Below are 17,654 nucleotides of genomic sequence, written 5' to 3'. Positions count from 1 at the left end.
TTATGTACTGTATCCAAACGACACGTGGACACTAACAACTTCTATTTATCTTAATATTGGGGTAAGCAGTGGATTTTCCAATATATTTGTAAGTCAGCTGTCAAAAAAACACATCGAAGCAGGATTTTTGATCGATTTTGGTTAAAATTATGTCAAAACATAGAGTATCTCGAACTTATCCACTTTCATGGACTCGAAAGTGATGGGCGTTCTCTTGAATTACGGAAATCTATAATGAAAAAAATCTCTTTGGTTATAGCCATGTTAGGCACATCTCTGTTTTCTTACTCATCTTTAGCGGTTGATATTCCATTCACGACTCAAAGCCCAGCTTATGAACTGGATGATAAAGTGGTATTGGGTCGTACGGAAAACGTCTATCTGACGGGATCTGAGGCGCTAGAAGGTGTCCCTTTTATTGGCAAGATAGATACTGGCGCTGACACGACATCTATGCACGCTGAGAATATTCACGTTTCAAGCGCTCATCCTGACTATAAAAACCTGAAAGATGAAAAGTTAATGATGGCCTTGGTCGAAGAGGTGGAGAAAGACAAAGAGCTCGACTATTTCGACTGGGATGGAGAGGTTTTTGCTCCCTTTAAGGCAACAGTCTCATTTACGATTCAGCACCCGTATAACGGCAAAGAGATCGTCATTAAAGAGCCGCTAGAACGTGTCAGCATGATTCGCAGCCGTACCAGCAGCACGCCTTTACTGCGCCCAACAGTAAAAATCCCTATGAGTATCGCAGGGACAGAAGTGAAGACCGATGTAAACCTGACCGATAGAAGTAATTTCTCTGCGCCCGTACTGATTGGTAAAACCTTCTTGGAAGATAACGCTTGGGTTTTTGCCGGTTACGATTATCTTCAAGAGCAGCCAAAAGCCAAAGTAGTAGGTAAAAAAGAGACGGTCTCTATCTCAGATGTTCCGCTGAACGTGAGTTTCTCACTTAACAATGGCTATAGCATTTTGCATGCAAAAAATATCGATGTTGATCAGAAAAACGATGAAGTGAAATTCGATATGGTTGGCAGTGGTGGTGAACAGAAAGAAATGACACTTCCATTGGTTCGTATGCTTAAAGTTAGCGGCCATAAACGTCCTTTGGTTTACGTTCCTGTTCAGCTAGACAGCAAGACAACTCAATATTGGTTGGTGTATCTCAAAGATCGCTCAGGCAGTAGCTCTCAACTTCGAGTGGGCACCGATACCATCAGTGAATCGTTCATGATTGATACCAGTGCTGAAGACCTGCTAGGTAAAGGTGCGAAAAGCTTCCTTGAAGTAGAAAAATCAAGAAAACCTCTGGTTATTTCGCCTCAAGAGACCATCTTGTTGGACGGCTTTAAACTTGAGGCTGAACCTTCGTTCTCGGTGAAAACGCCTTTATTGAAAGTCGCCAGCTTTGAGGTGACAGAAGGTAAAGACGATTACGTTGAATTCTTTTTAAGAAACTCGAAAGGTGAGCAACAGAAAGTCAAAAAGAAAGTAGAAAAGAACCTTAGAGTTGGAGAGACCACGAGGCCTGTTGTGATAGGGCAGCTTTCCATTGCAGGTGAGGTTCGTGAGCTTGAATTCGCGATTGATACGCTAGATAGCGATGAGAAACGCCCGTACTTCATCCTAGGGCAGAAAATGGCGAAGGGTGGGGTGTTCGTGAATGCTCGTGCTGATCATTTGCTAGAAGCTGAGCCTTTGTTTAAAGCAGGCCATATTGAGACAGTGCAAGTGGGTGGTATGTCTTTCCCTGCCAAGCTCGATACGGGAGCGGATGTGAGCTCGATGAATGCGGTTAAGCTCAAACGTTTTAAGAAAGACGGCCAAGATATGGTGACCTTCACTTATCAAAATAGCCAAGGCGATGAGAAAGTCTTCACCAAACCCGTAATTGATGTCATGCGTATTAAAGCCAAGAAGGGTGAGAAACCAAACATTCGCCCAGTGGTTGAGATGCGAGTGAAATTGGGTGACCTTGAGAAAGAAGTGAAAGTGAACCTACAAGATCGCTCTCGATTTGAATACAGTATGATTTTAGGCAAAAACTTCTTGAAGCATGGCGCTGTTGTGAGCAGTGATGAAAACTATATTTTAGGTAACGATCCCGCCGATAAAAAATAAGATTAAACGAACAGGCCCGATCCCTGATTTGCAGTCCAAATCAGGGATTTTATTTTTGAAGGTCGTAAATCTTTATATATGTTGTACATTAGCCACAATTGAATGGTGTTAAATAAGTAACCCGAATAGAGGTGCTAAAAGTGAAAACCAAGCTCATTACCCGAGAAGGTTACAATAAACTTAAACAAGAACATGATCATTTATGGCATGAAAAACGACCTGAAATCACCAAAATAGTCACTTGGGCAGCAGGTCTTGGCGATCGCTCTGAAAATGCAGATTACACTTTCAACAAGCGTTTGCTGCGACAAATAGACCGTCGCGTTCGTTTTCTTAGAAAATTCTTACCTGATGTGACCATTGTCGATTACTCCCCACAGCAAGAAGGGAAGGTTTTCTTCGGAGCGTGGGTAGAGATTGAAAATGAAGAGGGTGAAGTAAAGCGGTTCCGTATTGTTGGCCCTGAAGAGATTTATGGTGATGCGAAAGGTTACATCTCGATTGACTCTCCAATGGCGAGAGCTCTGCTTAAAAAAGAAGTGGATGATGAGTTTGTTGTCAAAACCCCCGAAGGCGAAAAAGAGTGGTTCATTAATTCGATTGAATACGATAAGTGTTGAGCGTGAGCCAGAAGTCCCTCTGAATAAGATGACTCTGCTTTAAAAAATGTGGCCGGATTGATTAAACTAGATCATAGTCTTTGCGATTAATTTGATTGTTTTTCATAGTTTTGGCGTATGATTGTTGAAAGGGCTTAATACACTATTGAATCACGTAATAAACGTTAACAATTCTTTGCGCCACATTGCGGCGAACAGTGTTACATTTCCAACTGCGACTCTGTTTTGAGTGCAAGCTTATTAATAGGTGGAATCATTACATGCAAGAAAACTTTAAAATTTTAGTGGTAGATGACGATGCACGTTTACGCGCATTGCTAGAGCGATACTTATCAGAGCAAGGATTCCAAGTACGCAGTGTTGCCAATAGTGAGCAGATGGACCGCCTATTAACACGTGAGAACTTTCACCTAATGGTGTTAGATTTGATGCTACCAGGAGAGGATGGCCTATCGATTTGCCGACGCCTGAGAAACTCAAATAACCTATTGCCTATCCTGATGCTAACCGCTAAGGGCGATGAGATTGACCGAATTGTTGGTCTTGAAGTGGGTGCGGATGATTATCTGCCAAAACCATTTAACCCGCGTGAGCTATTGGCTCGAATCAAAGCCGTTCTTCGTCGTCAAACGATTGAAGCCCCAGGTGCACCAAGCTCTGAAGAAGCTTTGGTTGAATTTGGTGAGTTCCGCTTAAACTTAGGCACGCGTGAAATGTTCCGCGGTGAAGAGCCGATGCCACTTACCTCGGGTGAATTTGCAGTATTAAAAGCACTCGTGACGAATGCTCGTGAGCCAATGTCTCGCGATAAGCTAATGAACATGGCACGTGGCCGTGAGTATTCGGCAATGGAGCGCTCTATTGACGTACAGATTTCTCGTTTGCGCCGCATGCTAGAAGTTGACCCAAGTAAACCACGTTATATCCAAACGGTATGGGGTTTGGGGTACGTATTCGTTCCAGATGGAAAAGAAGTGTAATTCCTCTTCATAGACTATTGAATGCTCGAGTGGTTAAGTACTTAGCTGCTCGAGTTCATTGCTAAGGATTAGCAAAGGTTCCCATTATGCGCATTCGCAGCTCGTTCACTCAAACTATCCTCCTGTTTCTTACTCTACTTATCGCAAGCCAAGTCTATTCGTATTACGCGGTATTTAATTACGCCTTAATGCCGAGTTTGCAGCAATTCAATAAAATTATTGGCTATGAGATTCGTTTGATGTTGGATGAATCTGATTCTGGACTTGAAGATCTGGAGATGGACGCGCCATTGCGTCGACGAGTGCTTGAACGACTTGGTGTGACCATTCACGCAAAAGATAGCCCTATTGCGAACGAATACCAAAAAGCGATGAGCATTGATTTAATGAGTGAAGACATGTCTCACGAATTAAATACTCCCACTGAAGTGAGAATGATTCTTGCCAGTGACAGCTATGTGTTGTGGATGCAAATCGATTCATTACCCAATTCGCTGATCCGTATTCCCTTATCTGAACTACAAGAAAATGACTTTACGCCACTTTTCTACAATAGCTTAATCGTTGCACTACTGGTTATTGCTGGTGGTTGGCTGTTTATACGCTTGCAGAATCGACCGTTAATTGCTTTAGAAAAAGCAGCGAAAGGGGTCGGGCGAGGAGAAATACCGTCGCCTTTACCTGAGAAAGGCCCTTCCGAAATCCGCTCTGTAACGAGAGCTTTTAACCAAATGTCGAAAGGCATTCAAGAGTTAGAGGAAGACAGAGCACTATTAATGGCAGGGGTCAGTCATGACTTACGAACGCCCCTTACACGTATTCGCCTTGCCACTGAAATGATGTCTGATGAAGACAGTTATCTTGCTCAAGGAATTATTAGCGATACGGAAGAGTGTAACGAGATCATCAGCCAGTTTATGGACTATCTAAAGCCGGTTGATCGAGAAACGTTCACGCCTGTCTCCTTGAATGAAATTTCTAACGAAATAGCGTTGGCGGAAATGAACGCTGATGTTGAGATTGAAACCGTCCTTACTGAAAAAGAGAAGGTCGCGATAGGAAACTCGATCGCGATCAAACGTGCGGTGACAAACCTCGTCGTTAATGCGGTTCGTTATGGTAATGGCTGGGTTCGAATCAGTACCGGTGTGACAGCGGATAAGAAATTGGTTTGGGTTTGTATCGAAGATAACGGACCCGGAATAAAACCTGATCAAGTGTCTAAGCTGTTTGAACCTTTCACTCGTGGTGATACTGCAAGAGGAAGTGAAGGGACAGGACTAGGCTTAGCGATTGTTAAGCGTATTATCAGCCAGCACCAAGGCTCTATTTCGGTGAATAACCGCAGTGAAGGCGGACTAAAAGCGCAGCTAAGTTTCCCGACTAAATAACGGTATTTTAGAAGAAAAAGAATGACGTAGAGTAAATGAGGCTGGCAGCGACTTTGTCAGCCTTGTTTTTTACGCGATAGAAACCAATAGATTTACGCCTTGGCGTAGAAATCTCTCTCACCAAGCCAACGTTCTATAATCGCTGCGGAGTTTTTCGGATATTGGTCATGAATATGTCGAGCCATGCGCTGAACTTCTGGAATCAAGTATTGATCTCGCAATAAATCGGCAATTCTAAAGTCTGCTAGGCCTGTTTGTTTGGTGCCAAGTAGTTCACCTGGGCCACGGATTTCTAAATCGCGCTGAGCAATCACGAATCCATCATTACTTTCTCTCAGAACGCCTAAGCGCTTTTGCGCTGTCTTTGATAGTGGTGCGTGATATAAAAGAACGCAGTGACTGGCGATTTCTCCTCGACCTACACGACCTCTAAGCTGGTGCAGTTGAGCGAGCCCTAAGCGTTCTGGGTTTTCTATGATCATTAAGCTCGAATTGGGTACATCCACACCCACTTCAATGACTGTTGTCGCTACAAGAAGATGAAGCTTGTTGTCTTTAAAGTCCTTCATAACGGCTTGTTTTTCCGCCGCTTTCATTCGTCCGTGTACCAAACCGATCTTTAAATCAGGCAGCTTCAATTGCAGTTCTTCAGCCGTATCAGCGGCGGCTTGAGCTTCGAGCACTTCGGATTCATCGATTAAGGTACAAACCCAATACGCTTGTTTGCCTTCGTTTAGACAGGCATTGCGGACACGCTCTACGATATCAACTCGTTTCGTATCTGGGATCGCCACTGTTTGAATAGGCGTTCTTCCCGGTGGAAGCTCATCAATAATAGAGGTTTCTAAATCGGCATAGGCGGTCATGGCGAGTGTTCGTGGAATCGGTGTTGCTGTCATGACGAGTTGATGCGGATAATAGCCTTGCTTTGCACCTTTCTCTCTTAGCTCTAATCGCTGGTGGACACCAAATCGATGCTGTTCATCGATGATGACCAGTGTGAGATTGTGGAATTCAACGTGTTGCTGAAACAGTGCGTGTGTTCCCACCACCATTTGTGCTTCACCGGAGGCGATGCGATCCAGTTCGGTTTGTTTGGCTTTACCCGTTAGTTTTCCGGCAAGCCATCCGACTTGAATACCCATCTTTTCAAACCAAGCGGCAAAGTTGATGGCGTGTTGTTCTGCAAGGAGTTCGGTGGGGGCCATCAGCGCAACTTGGTAACCATGCTCAATCGCTTGAACAGCAGCCAGTGCGGCAACTAAGGTTTTGCCTGAACCTACGTCACCTTGAACCAAACGCATCATAGGGTGAGCAAGTGCGAGATCGTGCTCAATCTCATTGACGACCCTTGATTGAGCATTCGTTGGCGTAAATGGCAGTTGATCAAGAAGCTGCTGCTTTAGCGTGTTTACCGTAGGCAGTGGTGTCGCGTTGTCTTGTTGCCCTTTACTACGAACGGCCAGCATTGACAGATTTTGTGCTAATAACTCTTCAATGATCAAACGCAGTTGAGCGGGATGTTTTCCTTCGTCAAACTGTTCAAGATTGATCGTTGGCGGTGGACGGTGAATCGTATGCAGTGCTTGAGCCAAGGTCTGTTGATGATCGTAAAGGCCGGCAGGGAGAAGTTCTTGTACTGCGGCTTTATCGAGTAAAGCTAGCGCCTGATCGGTTAGATTTCTCAGAGTGAGCTGCCTTAGTCCATCGGTTGTGGGATAGACGGGCGTTAATGTTTGCTCTGTTTCTGGGGCTTGTTCAGGCGATGAAAACTTGTAATCAGGGTGAATAATTTCCAGCCCCATTCCACCACGTTTTATCTCGCCGTAAGCGTGAACCCATTTACCTTCAGAAAAGTTGTTTTTGATACCTGCGGTAAAATTAAAAAAACGCAGGGTAATCGTACCGTTACCATCGCTGATTTTTACCGCCAACATTTTGCGTTTACCAAAGATGGTATCGACGCTCATGACTTTGCCTTGCACCGCGGCCCAAAGCCCAGCGTGAAGCTTGACTATTGGGTAGACACGAGTGCGATCTTCGTAGCGATAAGGAAGATGAAACAGTAAATCTTGAACTGAATGCAGCCCGACTTTTGCCAGTTTTTCCGCAACTTTTGCTCCGACACCCGATAGTGAAGTTAGAGGAATAGCGGAAAGAAGTTGGGACATAAATAGGCTCGCACGTCAGCAGCAGGTTAATGAAGATAGTTAACCATTAGGCTGTGTTTTTGTACAGGAAAAATTGGAAAGAAGCACTTAACCAGAGAACGCTAGAGTATCTGGCTAAGTGCTTAATCGACTGGGGATTTTATGCCGATATTAATATCAAGTATTGGTTACTTACTTTGCATCTCTTTCCACCAATTTTCATCGGCGACAATCTGTCCTTCGTCATCCAATGGTGGGTAAGGGAGTTTCTTACGTTTGGCGACTTTGGCTAGAACGGGATGACCACGTTCAAAGAGAGTTTTGTGGATGGCTTCTTTAGGAATCGTACTCTCTTGTTTGTCATACATACCAGCTTGCTGGCGTTGACGTTGTGCTTCATAAAGAACAATGGCGCTAGCGACAGAAACGTTGAGTGATTGCACCATACCCATCATAGGAATGATGATGTCTTGATCGGCAAGCTCTAACGCTTTTTTTGAAGCACCCTCTTTTTCATTTCCAAGAATGATCGCCGTTGGTTTGGTGTAATCAATCTCTCGAAAATCGACTGCGCTATCTGAGAGGTTAGTGACTAGCACCTGCATGCCCTGCGCTTTGAATTGCTTAACCGCGTCGACAATGCCGTTATGCGTATCTACTTCAACCCAGTTTCTAGCTCCAGCGGAAGTATGGCTCAGTGTTTTCATTTGAGCACTTGGCCAAATGGCGTGGATTTTGTGAATACCTGTGGCATCGGCGGTACGGATTATCGCTGAAACATTGTTAGGCTTGTGAACCTCTTCCAAACATAAAGTGAGATCTGTTTGACGAGCTTTGAGCACTTCTTGAATACGTTGGTATCGTTCTAAGTTCATAATCTTATTTGTTTTTAGATAATAAATTTACAGTTAAAGAGAGCGGCATAGAAACAAAAATGCGCTCGATGATGAGCGCATTTTAATAAAGAGCTTAGTTTCGTTTGCGTCGAACTCTCAGTGCATGAGGCATCACACGAATCTTCTTCATGATCCCGGCTAAATGCACACGGTCTTTTGTCGTCAGTAGCATGGTAATGGTATACAAACGACCGTCTTTCTCCTCGGTTGAGATACCGTGGATATTAGAGCCTGTTTTAGAGATAACATTGGTTAATTCTGCTAAAGCACCTTGGCTATTTTGCATATCAACGGTTAGCTCACTAATGAACTCTTGATCGTAATCTTCAGACCACTCAACGCCCATGTATTTGTCTGGCTCTTTTTGGTAGCCACGAACATTAGGACATGTTTCACGGTGAACGACTAAGCCACGGCCTGGAGAGACGTGCGCAATGATGTGGTCATCGGGAATAGGGTGACAACAGTTGGCAAAGGTCAGTAGTATTCCTTCCGCACCACGGATAGGAAGTTTCTTCTTCGGTTTGCCATCTTTGCTTACTACTTCCGTTAACTCATCACTGTCACCTAATAGGCGACGCGCAATCACGATACTCATCAGCTCACCCAAACCAATCGCAGCGAGGAGATCCTCGATATCGTTGATTTTAAGATCGCTCAATACCTGATTAATATTATCTTCTGAGAGATCAGTGATCGATTTATCACCCAAAGCGTGATTGAGAAGTCGGCGGCCAAGCGTGACAGACTCTTCGCGGCGCATGGTTTTAAGAACCTGACGGATCTTAGTGCGAGCACGAGACGTCACGACATAGTTTAGCCAAGCGGCGTTTGGACGCGCACCAGGAGCACTGATGATCTCAATGGTTTGACCGTTTTTCAGCGATTTGCTGAGCGGGTAAGGGTTGCGATCTACACGAGCCCCAACACACATGTTACCGACATCAGTATGTACTTCATAAGCGAAATCAACCGCCGTTGCGCCTACAGGCAGTTCAACAATACGGCCTTTCGGCGTAAAGACATAAATCTCATCAGGGAACAGATCAGATTTCACGTTCTCGATGAATTCAAACGAGTTACCTGCACTTTGCTGTAGCTCGAGTAAGCTTTGCATCCAACGCTGAGCTTTCACTTGCGCGGTAGTGCCGGTGCGATCGCCATCAGCTTTATATGACCAGTGCGCTGCAACACCCTTGTCAGCCATTTGGTCCATATCTTCAGTACGAATCTGTACTTCGACAGGAACACCGTGAGGACCAATCATAGAGGTATGCAAAGACTGATAGCCATTCGCTTTTGGTACCGCAATATAATCTTTCATGCGACCAGGGCGTGGCTTGTACAGGCTGTGAACTTGACCGAGAACACGATAACAGGTGTCTACATCTTCAATGACAACACGGAAAGCGTAGATATCCATAATGGTATGGAATCGTTGCTCTTTGGTTTTCATCTTGTTGTAGATGGAAAAAAGGTTTTTTTCTCGACCAAACACGCGAGCGTTGAGTCCAACCTCTTCGAGGCGACCTTCAATCTCACTGTGTATACGTTGGATCATCTCTTTACGATTACCACGCGCAGATCGAACCACCTCTTTAAGGACGCGGTAGCGATTAGGGTAGAGCGCTTCAAAACCAAGCTCTTCAAGCTCAGTTTTAATATTGTGGATACCGAGGCGATGCGCCAAAGGAGAGTATATTTCAAGAGTTTCACGAGCAATGCGTCGCTTTTTATCAGGACGAAGTGCCCCAAGTGTGCGCATGTTGTGAGTACGGTCAGCGAGCTTGATTAAAATTACGCGAATGTCTTGCACCATGGCAAGGACCATCTTACGGAAGTTTTCTGCTTGCGCTTCTTTACGGTCTCGAAATTTAAGCTTATCCAGCTTAGACACACCATCAACTAGTTCTGCAACTGTGTTTCCAAACTTCTCTTCTAGATCTTCTTTGGTGACATCACAGTCTTCAATGACATCGTGAAGGAGAGCGGCTTGTAGTGTTTCGATATCAAGGCGCATTTCAGCCAAGATACGAGATACAGCGACAGGGTGGATGATGTATGGTTCACCGCTTGAGCGGGTTTGCCCTTCATGGGCGTCTCTTGCTACCACATAAGATTGACGCAGAGCCTCAATTTGAGGCTCTGTTAGGTATTCTTGGGCAACGTCTTTGAGGCTATCAAATAGATACAAATTATAGGCCCGGCAGGTTGTTTAATCGTATAAGCAACTTACTTTGCAAAGATCTTCCTTGCGAACTAATCCCTTGAGAACTGGTTAGCGAGTGTGAGCGATGCTACTTACTGCTGCTAGTTCTGCTGCTTCTTGCTCTTGCTGTTCTTGGCGCTCACGTGCGTCTAGAACATCTTTAGTAATAAGTCCTTCTTCGATTTCGCGTAGAGCGATAACCGTTGGCTTATCATTCTCTTCAGGCACTAGTGAATCTTTACCACCAGTCTGCATTTGACGAGCGCGGCGTGCCGAAATAAGAACTAGGTCGAAACGATTGCCTACTTTTTCAACAGCATCTTGAACAGTTACGCGTGCCATGAGGACTCCAATTAGTTAACTAAAATTTTATGTGACGAGAAAGTATACAAGCTTAGTGTGATACTTTCTAGCAATTAAATAGAATTGATCCTAAAGGATCTTAGTGTTTATCTTGCAGTTTCAGCCTGTTTACAGGATTACTCTGCTAAAAGCGCGTTAAGCATGCCTTTATATTTAGCAGCTTGCTTATCTTGCTTCAATCTTTCTGCGCGAATAATGGCTTTAAAATCCATTAATGCCGCATCGAAATCATCATTGATAATGACGTAGTCGTACTCATCGTAGTGAGAGATTTCTGCTTTTGCTTCCGCCATGCGCTTTGCAATCACAGTATCGCTGTCTTGACCACGAGCATTAAGGCGGCGTTCTAGCTCACCATTTGATGGCGGTAGAATAAATACGCTGCGTGCTAGGGGCATTTGCTCTCTGATTTGACGAGCGCCTTGCCAATCAATATCAAGAAAGACATCGATGCCTTTTTCAAGGTTCTCTTCAATCCACACGCGAGAGGTGCCGTAGTAGTTACCAAAGACTTCTGCGTACTCTAAGAACTCTTTCTTACCTATGAGGTCTTCAAAGTGCTCTTTTTGCACGAAGTGGTAGTGTACGCCATCTTGCTCACCCGGGCGCATGCCGCGAGTTGTGTGTGAAACAGACACTTTCATTGCGTATGTTGGGTTGGTTTCCAACATTGCTGAGATCAAGCTTGATTTACCTGCGCCGCTAGGTGCCGATACGATATATAGAGTACCTTTGCCCATCTGTACTGTTCCACGTTTGGTTGGATGAAAGCCGAATTATATTCGTCTTCAATTAAAGATAGCACTGGCCTAAATTCACGTCATCGAACGAGGCACTAAATAGTTAGCGAACCTGCAAGTTTTGATGGTTTTTAGACCAGAAAAATGGAGGCGAAGAATAGCACAGTTATTCTGATTTCGACAAGTGGGGCAGTGCGATGTAAATCAATCACTCAATTTGTCGTATTGTTGTGGTGAATTGATGCTTTCTGTCAATCAACGCTCACTAAATCACACTGTTAGGGTGGCAAACGTTTGCTTATAATTCAACAACTTGATTTTACGGCGTAATTTTTGTTCAAAATAATGTCGAAAATCATTGAATTATTCATGTAAGGAATTAGAATTCGCGCCAAAGTTTTATCGCACTGTATATGTTTAGTAATTTGGTCTAAACGTCTCTACCGCTGAGCCTAACTCAGCTGCTACAGTTCTCCTTTGGTTGCTTGTATTGAGCGTTTAACCATATTCAGCGTGATAATCCCACCGATTTATACTAACTGAATAAGGTCTCACTGTGAGCGTCGATACTGCAATCAAGAAAAGAGCGTCTGATTCTATTCTTGAATCTACCTTCAAAATTACCGAAAGAAAATCCACCATTGGTACCGAGCTGTACGCGGGCTTCATTACCTTCCTTGCGATGAGCTACATTTTGGCGGTAAACCCCGCCATTTTAGGTGACATTCCAGGCATGGATCGCGGTGCAATCTTTACGGCTACCGCTTTGGCTGCAGCGATTGCTACGTTAATCATGGGCATTTTTGGTAACTACCCTGTGATGTTAGCGCCGGGCATGAGCATGAATGGCTTCTTTAAAGGATTACTATTTAGTGGCTCTGTTGCGTTAGTGTGGCACGAGGCTCTATTCGGTATTTTCCTGTCAGGTGTGCTGTATCTGATTCTGTCGATGACCAACTTGCGTAAAGCCATGATTGAGTCGATTCCTGAAGACTTGAAGCTCGCTATTACAGTTTCTTTAGGCTTATTCATTGCTTTCTTAGGCCTAAAAAACGCAGGTATTATCGTTTCAAACCCATTTGTGTTAGTGGGTATGGGGGATATTACTGATCCACAAGTGCTGATCGCTTTCGTGAGTATCTTCATTGCACTAGGCTGCATGGTTCGCGATATCAAACTGGCCACGTTCATCTCGTTTATCTCGGCAATCGTCTTAACGATCATTGCGGATATCTTTTTGGGTACGAACCACGCGCCTATTCCTGATCAGTTCGTAACGATGCCACCAAGTATGGAAGGTAGCTTTGGTGCTATCTTTAACTTCTCGGGCTTTACCGCTGAGAAGATGTTTGATCTTTTGTTTATCGTTATCATTTTCTTGATTGTCGATTTCTTTGATGGCTTAAGTACTATTGTCGGTGTTGGTCGCGATGCGGGTATCATCGATAAAGACGGTAAAGTACCAAATGCACGTTCTGCACTAGTGGCGGATGCTGGCGGCACGGTGATTGGTTCTGTATTAGGTACGACTTCTATTACGGCCTTCTCTGAGTCTGGCATTGCTTCTTCTCAAGGGGCTAAAACTGGTCTTGCGGCGGTAATGGTTGCTGGCTTGTTCCTGATTTCGTTATTCCTATACCCACTGTTCTCTATCTTCTCTGCTGCCATGGTTGCGCCAGCGATGGTAGTAGTAGGTATCTACATGATTGGTCGTCTTGGACAAATTAACTGGGAAAAGAAAGAGTCGCGCATCGCTGCCTTCTTTACCATCATGTTTACCGTACTGAGCTTCTCCCCGGCAAATGGCATGGCGATGGGCTTTATCAGCTACGCCTTTACCATGGTTGTTGCAGGTAAAGGCAAGCAAGTTCACCCAGTGATTTATGCGCTGTGTGTGCTGTTCATGACTTATTTGGTTCTGCTTTAATTGCTTTTGCTTTAAGAGCATAATGAATATATAGAAAAGCCAGAGCATCATGCTCTGGCTTTGTTGTATTTGGCTTGCTAGGTGTGACCATTCACTTTCATATGGATGTTATTGTGTCCATAAATTAGAAAATAACGCTATAATGGATGTTATTGTATCCATTGAGGTTGCGTATGAACTTTTCACTTTTAGATGATACCGACGTAAGCCAAGCTTTTGCTACTCATCTGCGGGGTTTGCGTAAACAAGCGAAGCTATCGCGAGAGGCACTGGCACTGCGTAGTTGTGTACCTGCTTCGACCATAAAAAAGTTTGAACTCACCGGGCAAATTTCATTTCGTCAGCTGCTGCTTTTGTGGCAGTCGCTGGATTCACTAGACAGGCTTTATCAATTGACACAAACCACGGCTGACCGTACCGCTTTACCGACCAGTATAGAAGAGGTACTAAAAGATGAGCTTTAAATCTATCCAAAAGCTGAATGTGGAGCGCACTCTCACAACGGGCGAAACTGTATCGGCAGGTATATTAGCGCAAAACCGCCAAGGTGTTTTCTTTCAGTATGATGAAAGTTATCTAAGCAGATTTGGCAATCTATCCCCTTTTACTCTTCAAGGCGATGTGCGATTACAGCAAGCACCAAAAGAGCCTCACCAAGGTATACACGGCGTTTTTGGAGACAGCCTTCCAGATGGTTGGGGTTTGTTGTTGCAAGATCGTGTGTTTCGCCAACAAGGTATTTTACCTGCACAAGTAACGGCAATGGATAGACTGGCGTTTGTTGGTCAGCAAGGAATGGGGGCATTGTCTTTTACGCCTGTATCCGAATTCTCACTCGAACAACGTTCAGATATTGATTTGGAAACACTTGGGCTAGAAGCCCAAACCTTGTTCGACCAGGCTCTATCTGACGATTTAGACGGTAGCACTCAGCAAGTGTTAGCAACGTTGGTAGCAGTCGGCAGCTCCGGCGGTGCTCGCCCTAAAGCGCAAATTTATATGCCTTCTGGTGATGCGACGCAATGCCGCACTTATGCACAGCCTAGCGATGAAGCATGGTTAGTTAAGTTTACTTCGAAGAACTTAGCATTGGGCCACGAAGAAGGTTTGTGTGAAGCGGTCTATTTAGAAATGGCTGAGTTGGCAAAATGTCAGCCACCTATTTGGCAGTTAATTGAAGCACCTGCAAGTAGCGGCGCTAAAGCATGGCTTGCGTTAAAGCGTTTCGATTATTTGCCCGCGCAGGATAAGGCTGGGCGTTTACATATGCACAGTGCTTGCGGCCTATTGGATGCTGATTTTCGCAGCCCTAGCTTAGATTACAGCGAGCTGATTAAGGCCAGCCGTCAACTTTGTAAGTCTCCCGCTGCTGGGCAGCTTCAATTTCGTCGCGCAATGTTTAACTTGTTTGCAGCTAACCAAGACGATCACAGTAAAAACTGGGGCTTTTTACAAGACGATGATGGCAGGTGGCAACTCGCTCCGTTTTACGACGTAACCTTTAGCCCTCACCCTTTTAATGAACATGCCACCGCCTTTGCAGGGTACGGAAAAGCACCACCACTCAAAGTGATGCAAAAGCTCTCGGCCAGTGCAGGCTTTGCTAATTGGAAGGAAGCACAGCAATGCATTCAAGAGGTCGTTGATGCCATTAGTCAGTTTAGGCAGCTTGCTGAGCAACACGGGGTGAGTATGACCACTGTGTTAGCGATAGAAAAAACGCTCGCAGAACGTAAGCAAGAAAATGCGGCACTCTTAGTTTGAGATAACGTTTTATAAGGTGACCTAGCATTAAGATAAAGAAGACAAGTAGATAAAACATGAAACCAGGTCGAAATGAACCTTGCCCTTGTGGCAGCGGTAAAAAGTACAAACGTTGCTGCAATGAACCCTAACTTGTATTTAGAAGAACTTAATATCGTTGCAGAGCAAAAAATGAAGGCGGCTAATGAACGGCCTCATCCTGATTTCTGTGGCCTTTCGCCAACACAAATGAGCAATTGGTTATATGCGCCTTTCAAAGAATTAGAACGGGTAACAATACACACGCCAGATAACCTAATTACCAGCCCAGTGATGCGTTACTTAGCATTGATATTGAATGAAGCTATGCAAAACGATGGCTCATTTAACGCCACTAGCAAAGGTAACTTGCCGACAAAAATTGTTAAGCAGGCTAGAGAGTTTTTTGCCAGAGTTTTCAGTCTCTGAATTTGAACGACATATCAACATCAGTGAATATGCAGGCAGTAACGAAGATAAGTTCAATGCATTGCATTACAGCCGGGTGCAGGCAGCCATTGATGAAGCAAGCTTTTCAGTTCCAGATGAATGCTAAAAATTGTAATGTAACTGGTATAAAACTTAAGTCCAGCTAGTGCTGGACTCTCATATTTTTATCAAACTTCTTTTACGAACAGATTGACGTTATTCAATATTCTGGATCTGTTCACGCATCTGTTCGATAAGTACTTTAAGCTCAACGCCTGATGCGGTGATGTCGGTGCTGATAGATTTAGACGCGAGTGTGTTTGACTCACGGTTAAACTCTTGCATCATAAAGTCCAGTTTACGGCCACAAGCGCCACCTTTCTTCATAACAGCGTTGGCTTCTTTTACATGTGAATCAAGACGGTCTAGCTCTTCTGCTACATCTGATTTTTGCGCCAGTAGGATAAGTTCTTGCTCAACACGAGAACCATCAAGTTCAATGTTCGCTTCTTCAAACTTCTTCAGTAGACGCTCACGTTGCCACACCAAGATTTCAGGCATGCGGGCACGAACCTTAACCACTTCTTCAGTGATCGCCGTTAAACGTTGATCGATCAGTGCTTTCATATTTGCACCTTCGCTTGCACGCGCTTCAATGAACTCTTTAATCGCTTCATCAAAACCTGCTAGCAGATCTTTGTTGATGCTGTTCATGTCTTGCTCTGGCGTTTCCATCACACCCGGCCAGTTCATCACTTGGAATGGGTTTAAACGGCTATCTTCGCCTGTTAGCGTCATTACCTGATTCGCGGCATTGATCACTTGCTTAGCCAGATCTTCATTGATTGAAAGATCGCCCTTTGCTGCAGGGTTCGCTTCAAAGCGTAAATTACACTCTACTTTTCCGCGCGCTAAACGTTTACGAAAACGCTCACGCAGTACAGGCTCTAGGCCACGAAACTGCTCTGGCATGCGAAAGTAAGTCTCAAGATAACGTTGGTTTACGCTGCGGATTTCCCATACGGCTGTGCCCCAGTCGCCTTTTACTTCTTTGCGCGCGTAGGCGGTCATACTATAAATCATCGAATTTTCCTGTCTCAATATTAGGTGAAAATTAACCGCGTAATAGTAGCACACTAAAGGGGATGCGCTATCTGCTACTCGCCTCGAAGAGACATTTCCTATATAATCTTGCCCCAATTCAATCCGTCTCATCCATAAAAGGTAGATGCCCTATGCGTCCAAATGATCGCGCTGCAGACCAAGTACGCCCAATTAAAATTACTCGTAACTACACCGCTTACGCAGAAGGTTCTGTTTTGGTTGAGTTTGGTAATACTAAAGTTCTTTGTAATGCAACGATCGAAGAGAACGTTCCTCGTTGGTTGAAAGGCCAAGGCAAAGGCTGGGTAACGGCTGAATACGGTATGTTGCCACGTGCAACTCATACGCGTACTCGTCGTGAAGCGGCTAGTGGTAAGCAAGGTGGCCGTACGATGGAAATTCAACGCTTAATCGCTCGCAGCCTACGTGCAGTTGTCGATTTAAAAGCGATGGGCGAAATCATGATCACTGTGGATTGTGACGTTATTCAAGCCGATGGTGGAACACGTACTGCGTCTATCTCTGGCGCAAGTGTCGCAATGGCAGATGCATTTCAGTCGCTAATTGAGAGCGGTAAGCTGAAAAAGAACCCAATGAAGGGACACGTTTCTGCTGTTTCTGTTGGTCTTCTAGGTAAAGACGTACTGTGTGACCTAGAGTATGTTGAAGACTCAGCGGCTGACACTGACATGAACGTTGTGATGACCGAAGATGGTAAGATGATTGAAGTGCAAGGCACTGCTGAAGGCGAACCGTTTAGCCACGAAGAGCTAATGGCTCTATTGGAGTCGGCAAGCAAAGGCATCAGCGAGATTACCGCAGCGCAGAAAGCAGCTCTGGCAGAATAGTTTTTAAAAGATAGCTTCTATTTATAGAGGCTATTTTTTTGCCTTTTTCATATGAGCCGTTGAATATTAACGGTAATGAAAAAGGCGGTAA

General features: G+C 44.6%; 16 protein-coding genes and 1 riboswitch. Of the genes, 10 read left to right on the top strand and 6 right to left on the bottom strand.

The annotated features are described in order from the left end of the window. Positions 1-234 precede the first annotated feature (234 nt). The 4 genes from KP803_RS08425 to envZ all read left to right on the top strand — a co-directional run bounded on the left by KP803_RS08425 (position 235) and on the right by envZ (position 5,115). Positions 235-2,124, top strand: a complete 1,890-nt coding sequence (locus tag KP803_RS08425) for an ATP-dependent zinc protease family protein (RefSeq protein WP_248008383.1) — start codon at positions 235-237, stop codon at positions 2,122-2,124. A 140-nt stretch (positions 2,125-2,264) separates the two neighbouring features. Beyond that, complete coding sequence (gene greB, locus KP803_RS08420; protein WP_248008382.1) at positions 2,265-2,744, top strand: transcription elongation factor GreB; 480 nt, start codon at positions 2,265-2,267, stop codon at positions 2,742-2,744. Between the two features lie 260 nt (positions 2,745-3,004). Continuing rightward, complete coding sequence (ompR, locus tag KP803_RS08415) at positions 3,005-3,724, top strand: osmolarity response regulator transcription factor OmpR (RefSeq protein WP_248008381.1); 720 nt, start codon at positions 3,005-3,007, stop codon at positions 3,722-3,724. Positions 3,725-3,810: 86 nt separating this feature from the next. After that, on the top strand, positions 3,811-5,115 hold the full coding sequence (envZ, locus tag KP803_RS08410) for a two-component system sensor histidine kinase EnvZ (RefSeq protein ID WP_248008380.1): 1,305 nt from the start codon (positions 3,811-3,813) through the stop codon (positions 5,113-5,115). A 92-nt stretch (positions 5,116-5,207) separates the two neighbouring features. Here envZ and recG read toward each other — a convergent pair whose 3' ends face one another. From recG to gmk, 5 genes are all read right to left on the bottom strand, one after another. Beyond that, positions 5,208-7,286: an ATP-dependent DNA helicase RecG gene (recG, locus tag KP803_RS08405; protein WP_248008379.1), complete on the bottom strand. Its 2,079-nt coding sequence runs from the start codon at positions 7,284-7,286 to the stop codon at positions 5,208-5,210. 167 nt (positions 7,287-7,453) lie between these two features. Beyond that, the gene (gene trmH, locus KP803_RS08400; protein ID WP_248008378.1) at positions 7,454-8,140 is read right to left on the bottom strand and encodes a tRNA (guanosine(18)-2'-O)-methyltransferase TrmH; all 687 of its coding nucleotides are present in this window, start codon (positions 8,138-8,140) and stop codon (positions 7,454-7,456) included. 94 nt (positions 8,141-8,234) lie between these two features. Beyond that, positions 8,235-10,355, bottom strand: coding sequence for a bifunctional GTP diphosphokinase/guanosine-3',5'-bis pyrophosphate 3'-pyrophosphohydrolase (gene spoT, locus KP803_RS08395; protein WP_248008377.1), 2,121 nt, complete (start codon positions 10,353-10,355; stop codon positions 8,235-8,237). Positions 10,356-10,439: 84 nt separating this feature from the next. Continuing rightward, positions 10,440-10,712 carry a DNA-directed RNA polymerase subunit omega gene (rpoZ, locus tag KP803_RS08390; RefSeq protein WP_004735648.1) on the bottom strand — a complete coding sequence of 91 codons (273 nt, stop codon included), beginning with the start codon at positions 10,710-10,712 and terminating at the stop codon, positions 10,440-10,442. Between the two features lie 137 nt (positions 10,713-10,849). Continuing rightward, a complete protein-coding gene (gmk, locus tag KP803_RS08385; protein ID WP_248008376.1) occupies positions 10,850-11,473 on the bottom strand; it encodes a guanylate kinase in 624 nt (207 codons plus the stop codon). Positions 11,474-11,860: 387 nt separating this feature from the next. Continuing rightward, positions 11,861-11,960: riboswitch (purine riboswitch) on the top strand. Positions 11,961-12,029: 69 nt separating this feature from the next. Between gmk and KP803_RS08380 the strand changes: the two genes are divergently transcribed. From KP803_RS08380 to KP803_RS22010, 5 genes are all read left to right on the top strand, one after another. Beyond that, a complete protein-coding gene (locus KP803_RS08380; RefSeq protein WP_248008375.1) occupies positions 12,030-13,400 on the top strand; it encodes an NCS2 family permease in 1,371 nt (456 codons plus the stop codon). A gap of 173 nt (positions 13,401-13,573) precedes the next feature. Further along, the gene (locus tag KP803_RS08375; RefSeq protein ID WP_114337649.1) at positions 13,574-13,864 is read left to right on the top strand and encodes a helix-turn-helix domain-containing protein; all 291 of its coding nucleotides are present in this window, start codon (positions 13,574-13,576) and stop codon (positions 13,862-13,864) included. After that, a complete protein-coding gene (locus KP803_RS08370) occupies positions 13,854-15,164 on the top strand; it encodes a type II toxin-antitoxin system HipA family toxin (protein ID WP_248008374.1) in 1,311 nt (436 codons plus the stop codon). Before KP803_RS08375 ends, KP803_RS08370 begins: the two co-directional genes overlap by 11 nt. Positions 15,165-15,220: 56 nt before the next feature. Continuing rightward, positions 15,221-15,295 (top strand): SEC-C metal-binding domain-containing protein, encoded by a 75-nt coding sequence (locus tag KP803_RS22015; protein ID WP_427916936.1) that lies wholly within the window; start codon positions 15,221-15,223, stop codon positions 15,293-15,295. Between the two features lie 293 nt (positions 15,296-15,588). Further along, positions 15,589-15,738, top strand: coding sequence for a hypothetical protein (locus KP803_RS22010; protein ID WP_248008372.1), 150 nt, complete (start codon positions 15,589-15,591; stop codon positions 15,736-15,738). Between the two features lie 89 nt (positions 15,739-15,827). Here KP803_RS22010 and KP803_RS08355 read toward each other — a convergent pair whose 3' ends face one another. Beyond that, on the bottom strand, positions 15,828-16,694 hold the full coding sequence (locus KP803_RS08355; RefSeq protein ID WP_248008371.1) for a YicC/YloC family endoribonuclease: 867 nt from the start codon (positions 16,692-16,694) through the stop codon (positions 15,828-15,830). A gap of 152 nt (positions 16,695-16,846) precedes the next feature. Between KP803_RS08355 and rph the strand changes: the two genes are divergently transcribed. Further along, complete coding sequence (rph, locus tag KP803_RS08350) at positions 16,847-17,563, top strand: ribonuclease PH (RefSeq protein ID WP_248008370.1); 717 nt, start codon at positions 16,847-16,849, stop codon at positions 17,561-17,563. Positions 17,564-17,654 lie beyond the last annotated feature (91 nt).

It is taken from the genome of Vibrio amylolyticus, from assembly GCF_023145695.1.
In the GTDB taxonomy this organism is placed as follows: Bacteria; Pseudomonadota; Gammaproteobacteria; order Enterobacterales; family Vibrionaceae; genus Vibrio; species Vibrio amylolyticus.
This window is presented reverse-complemented; position numbering and strand designations above follow the sequence as displayed.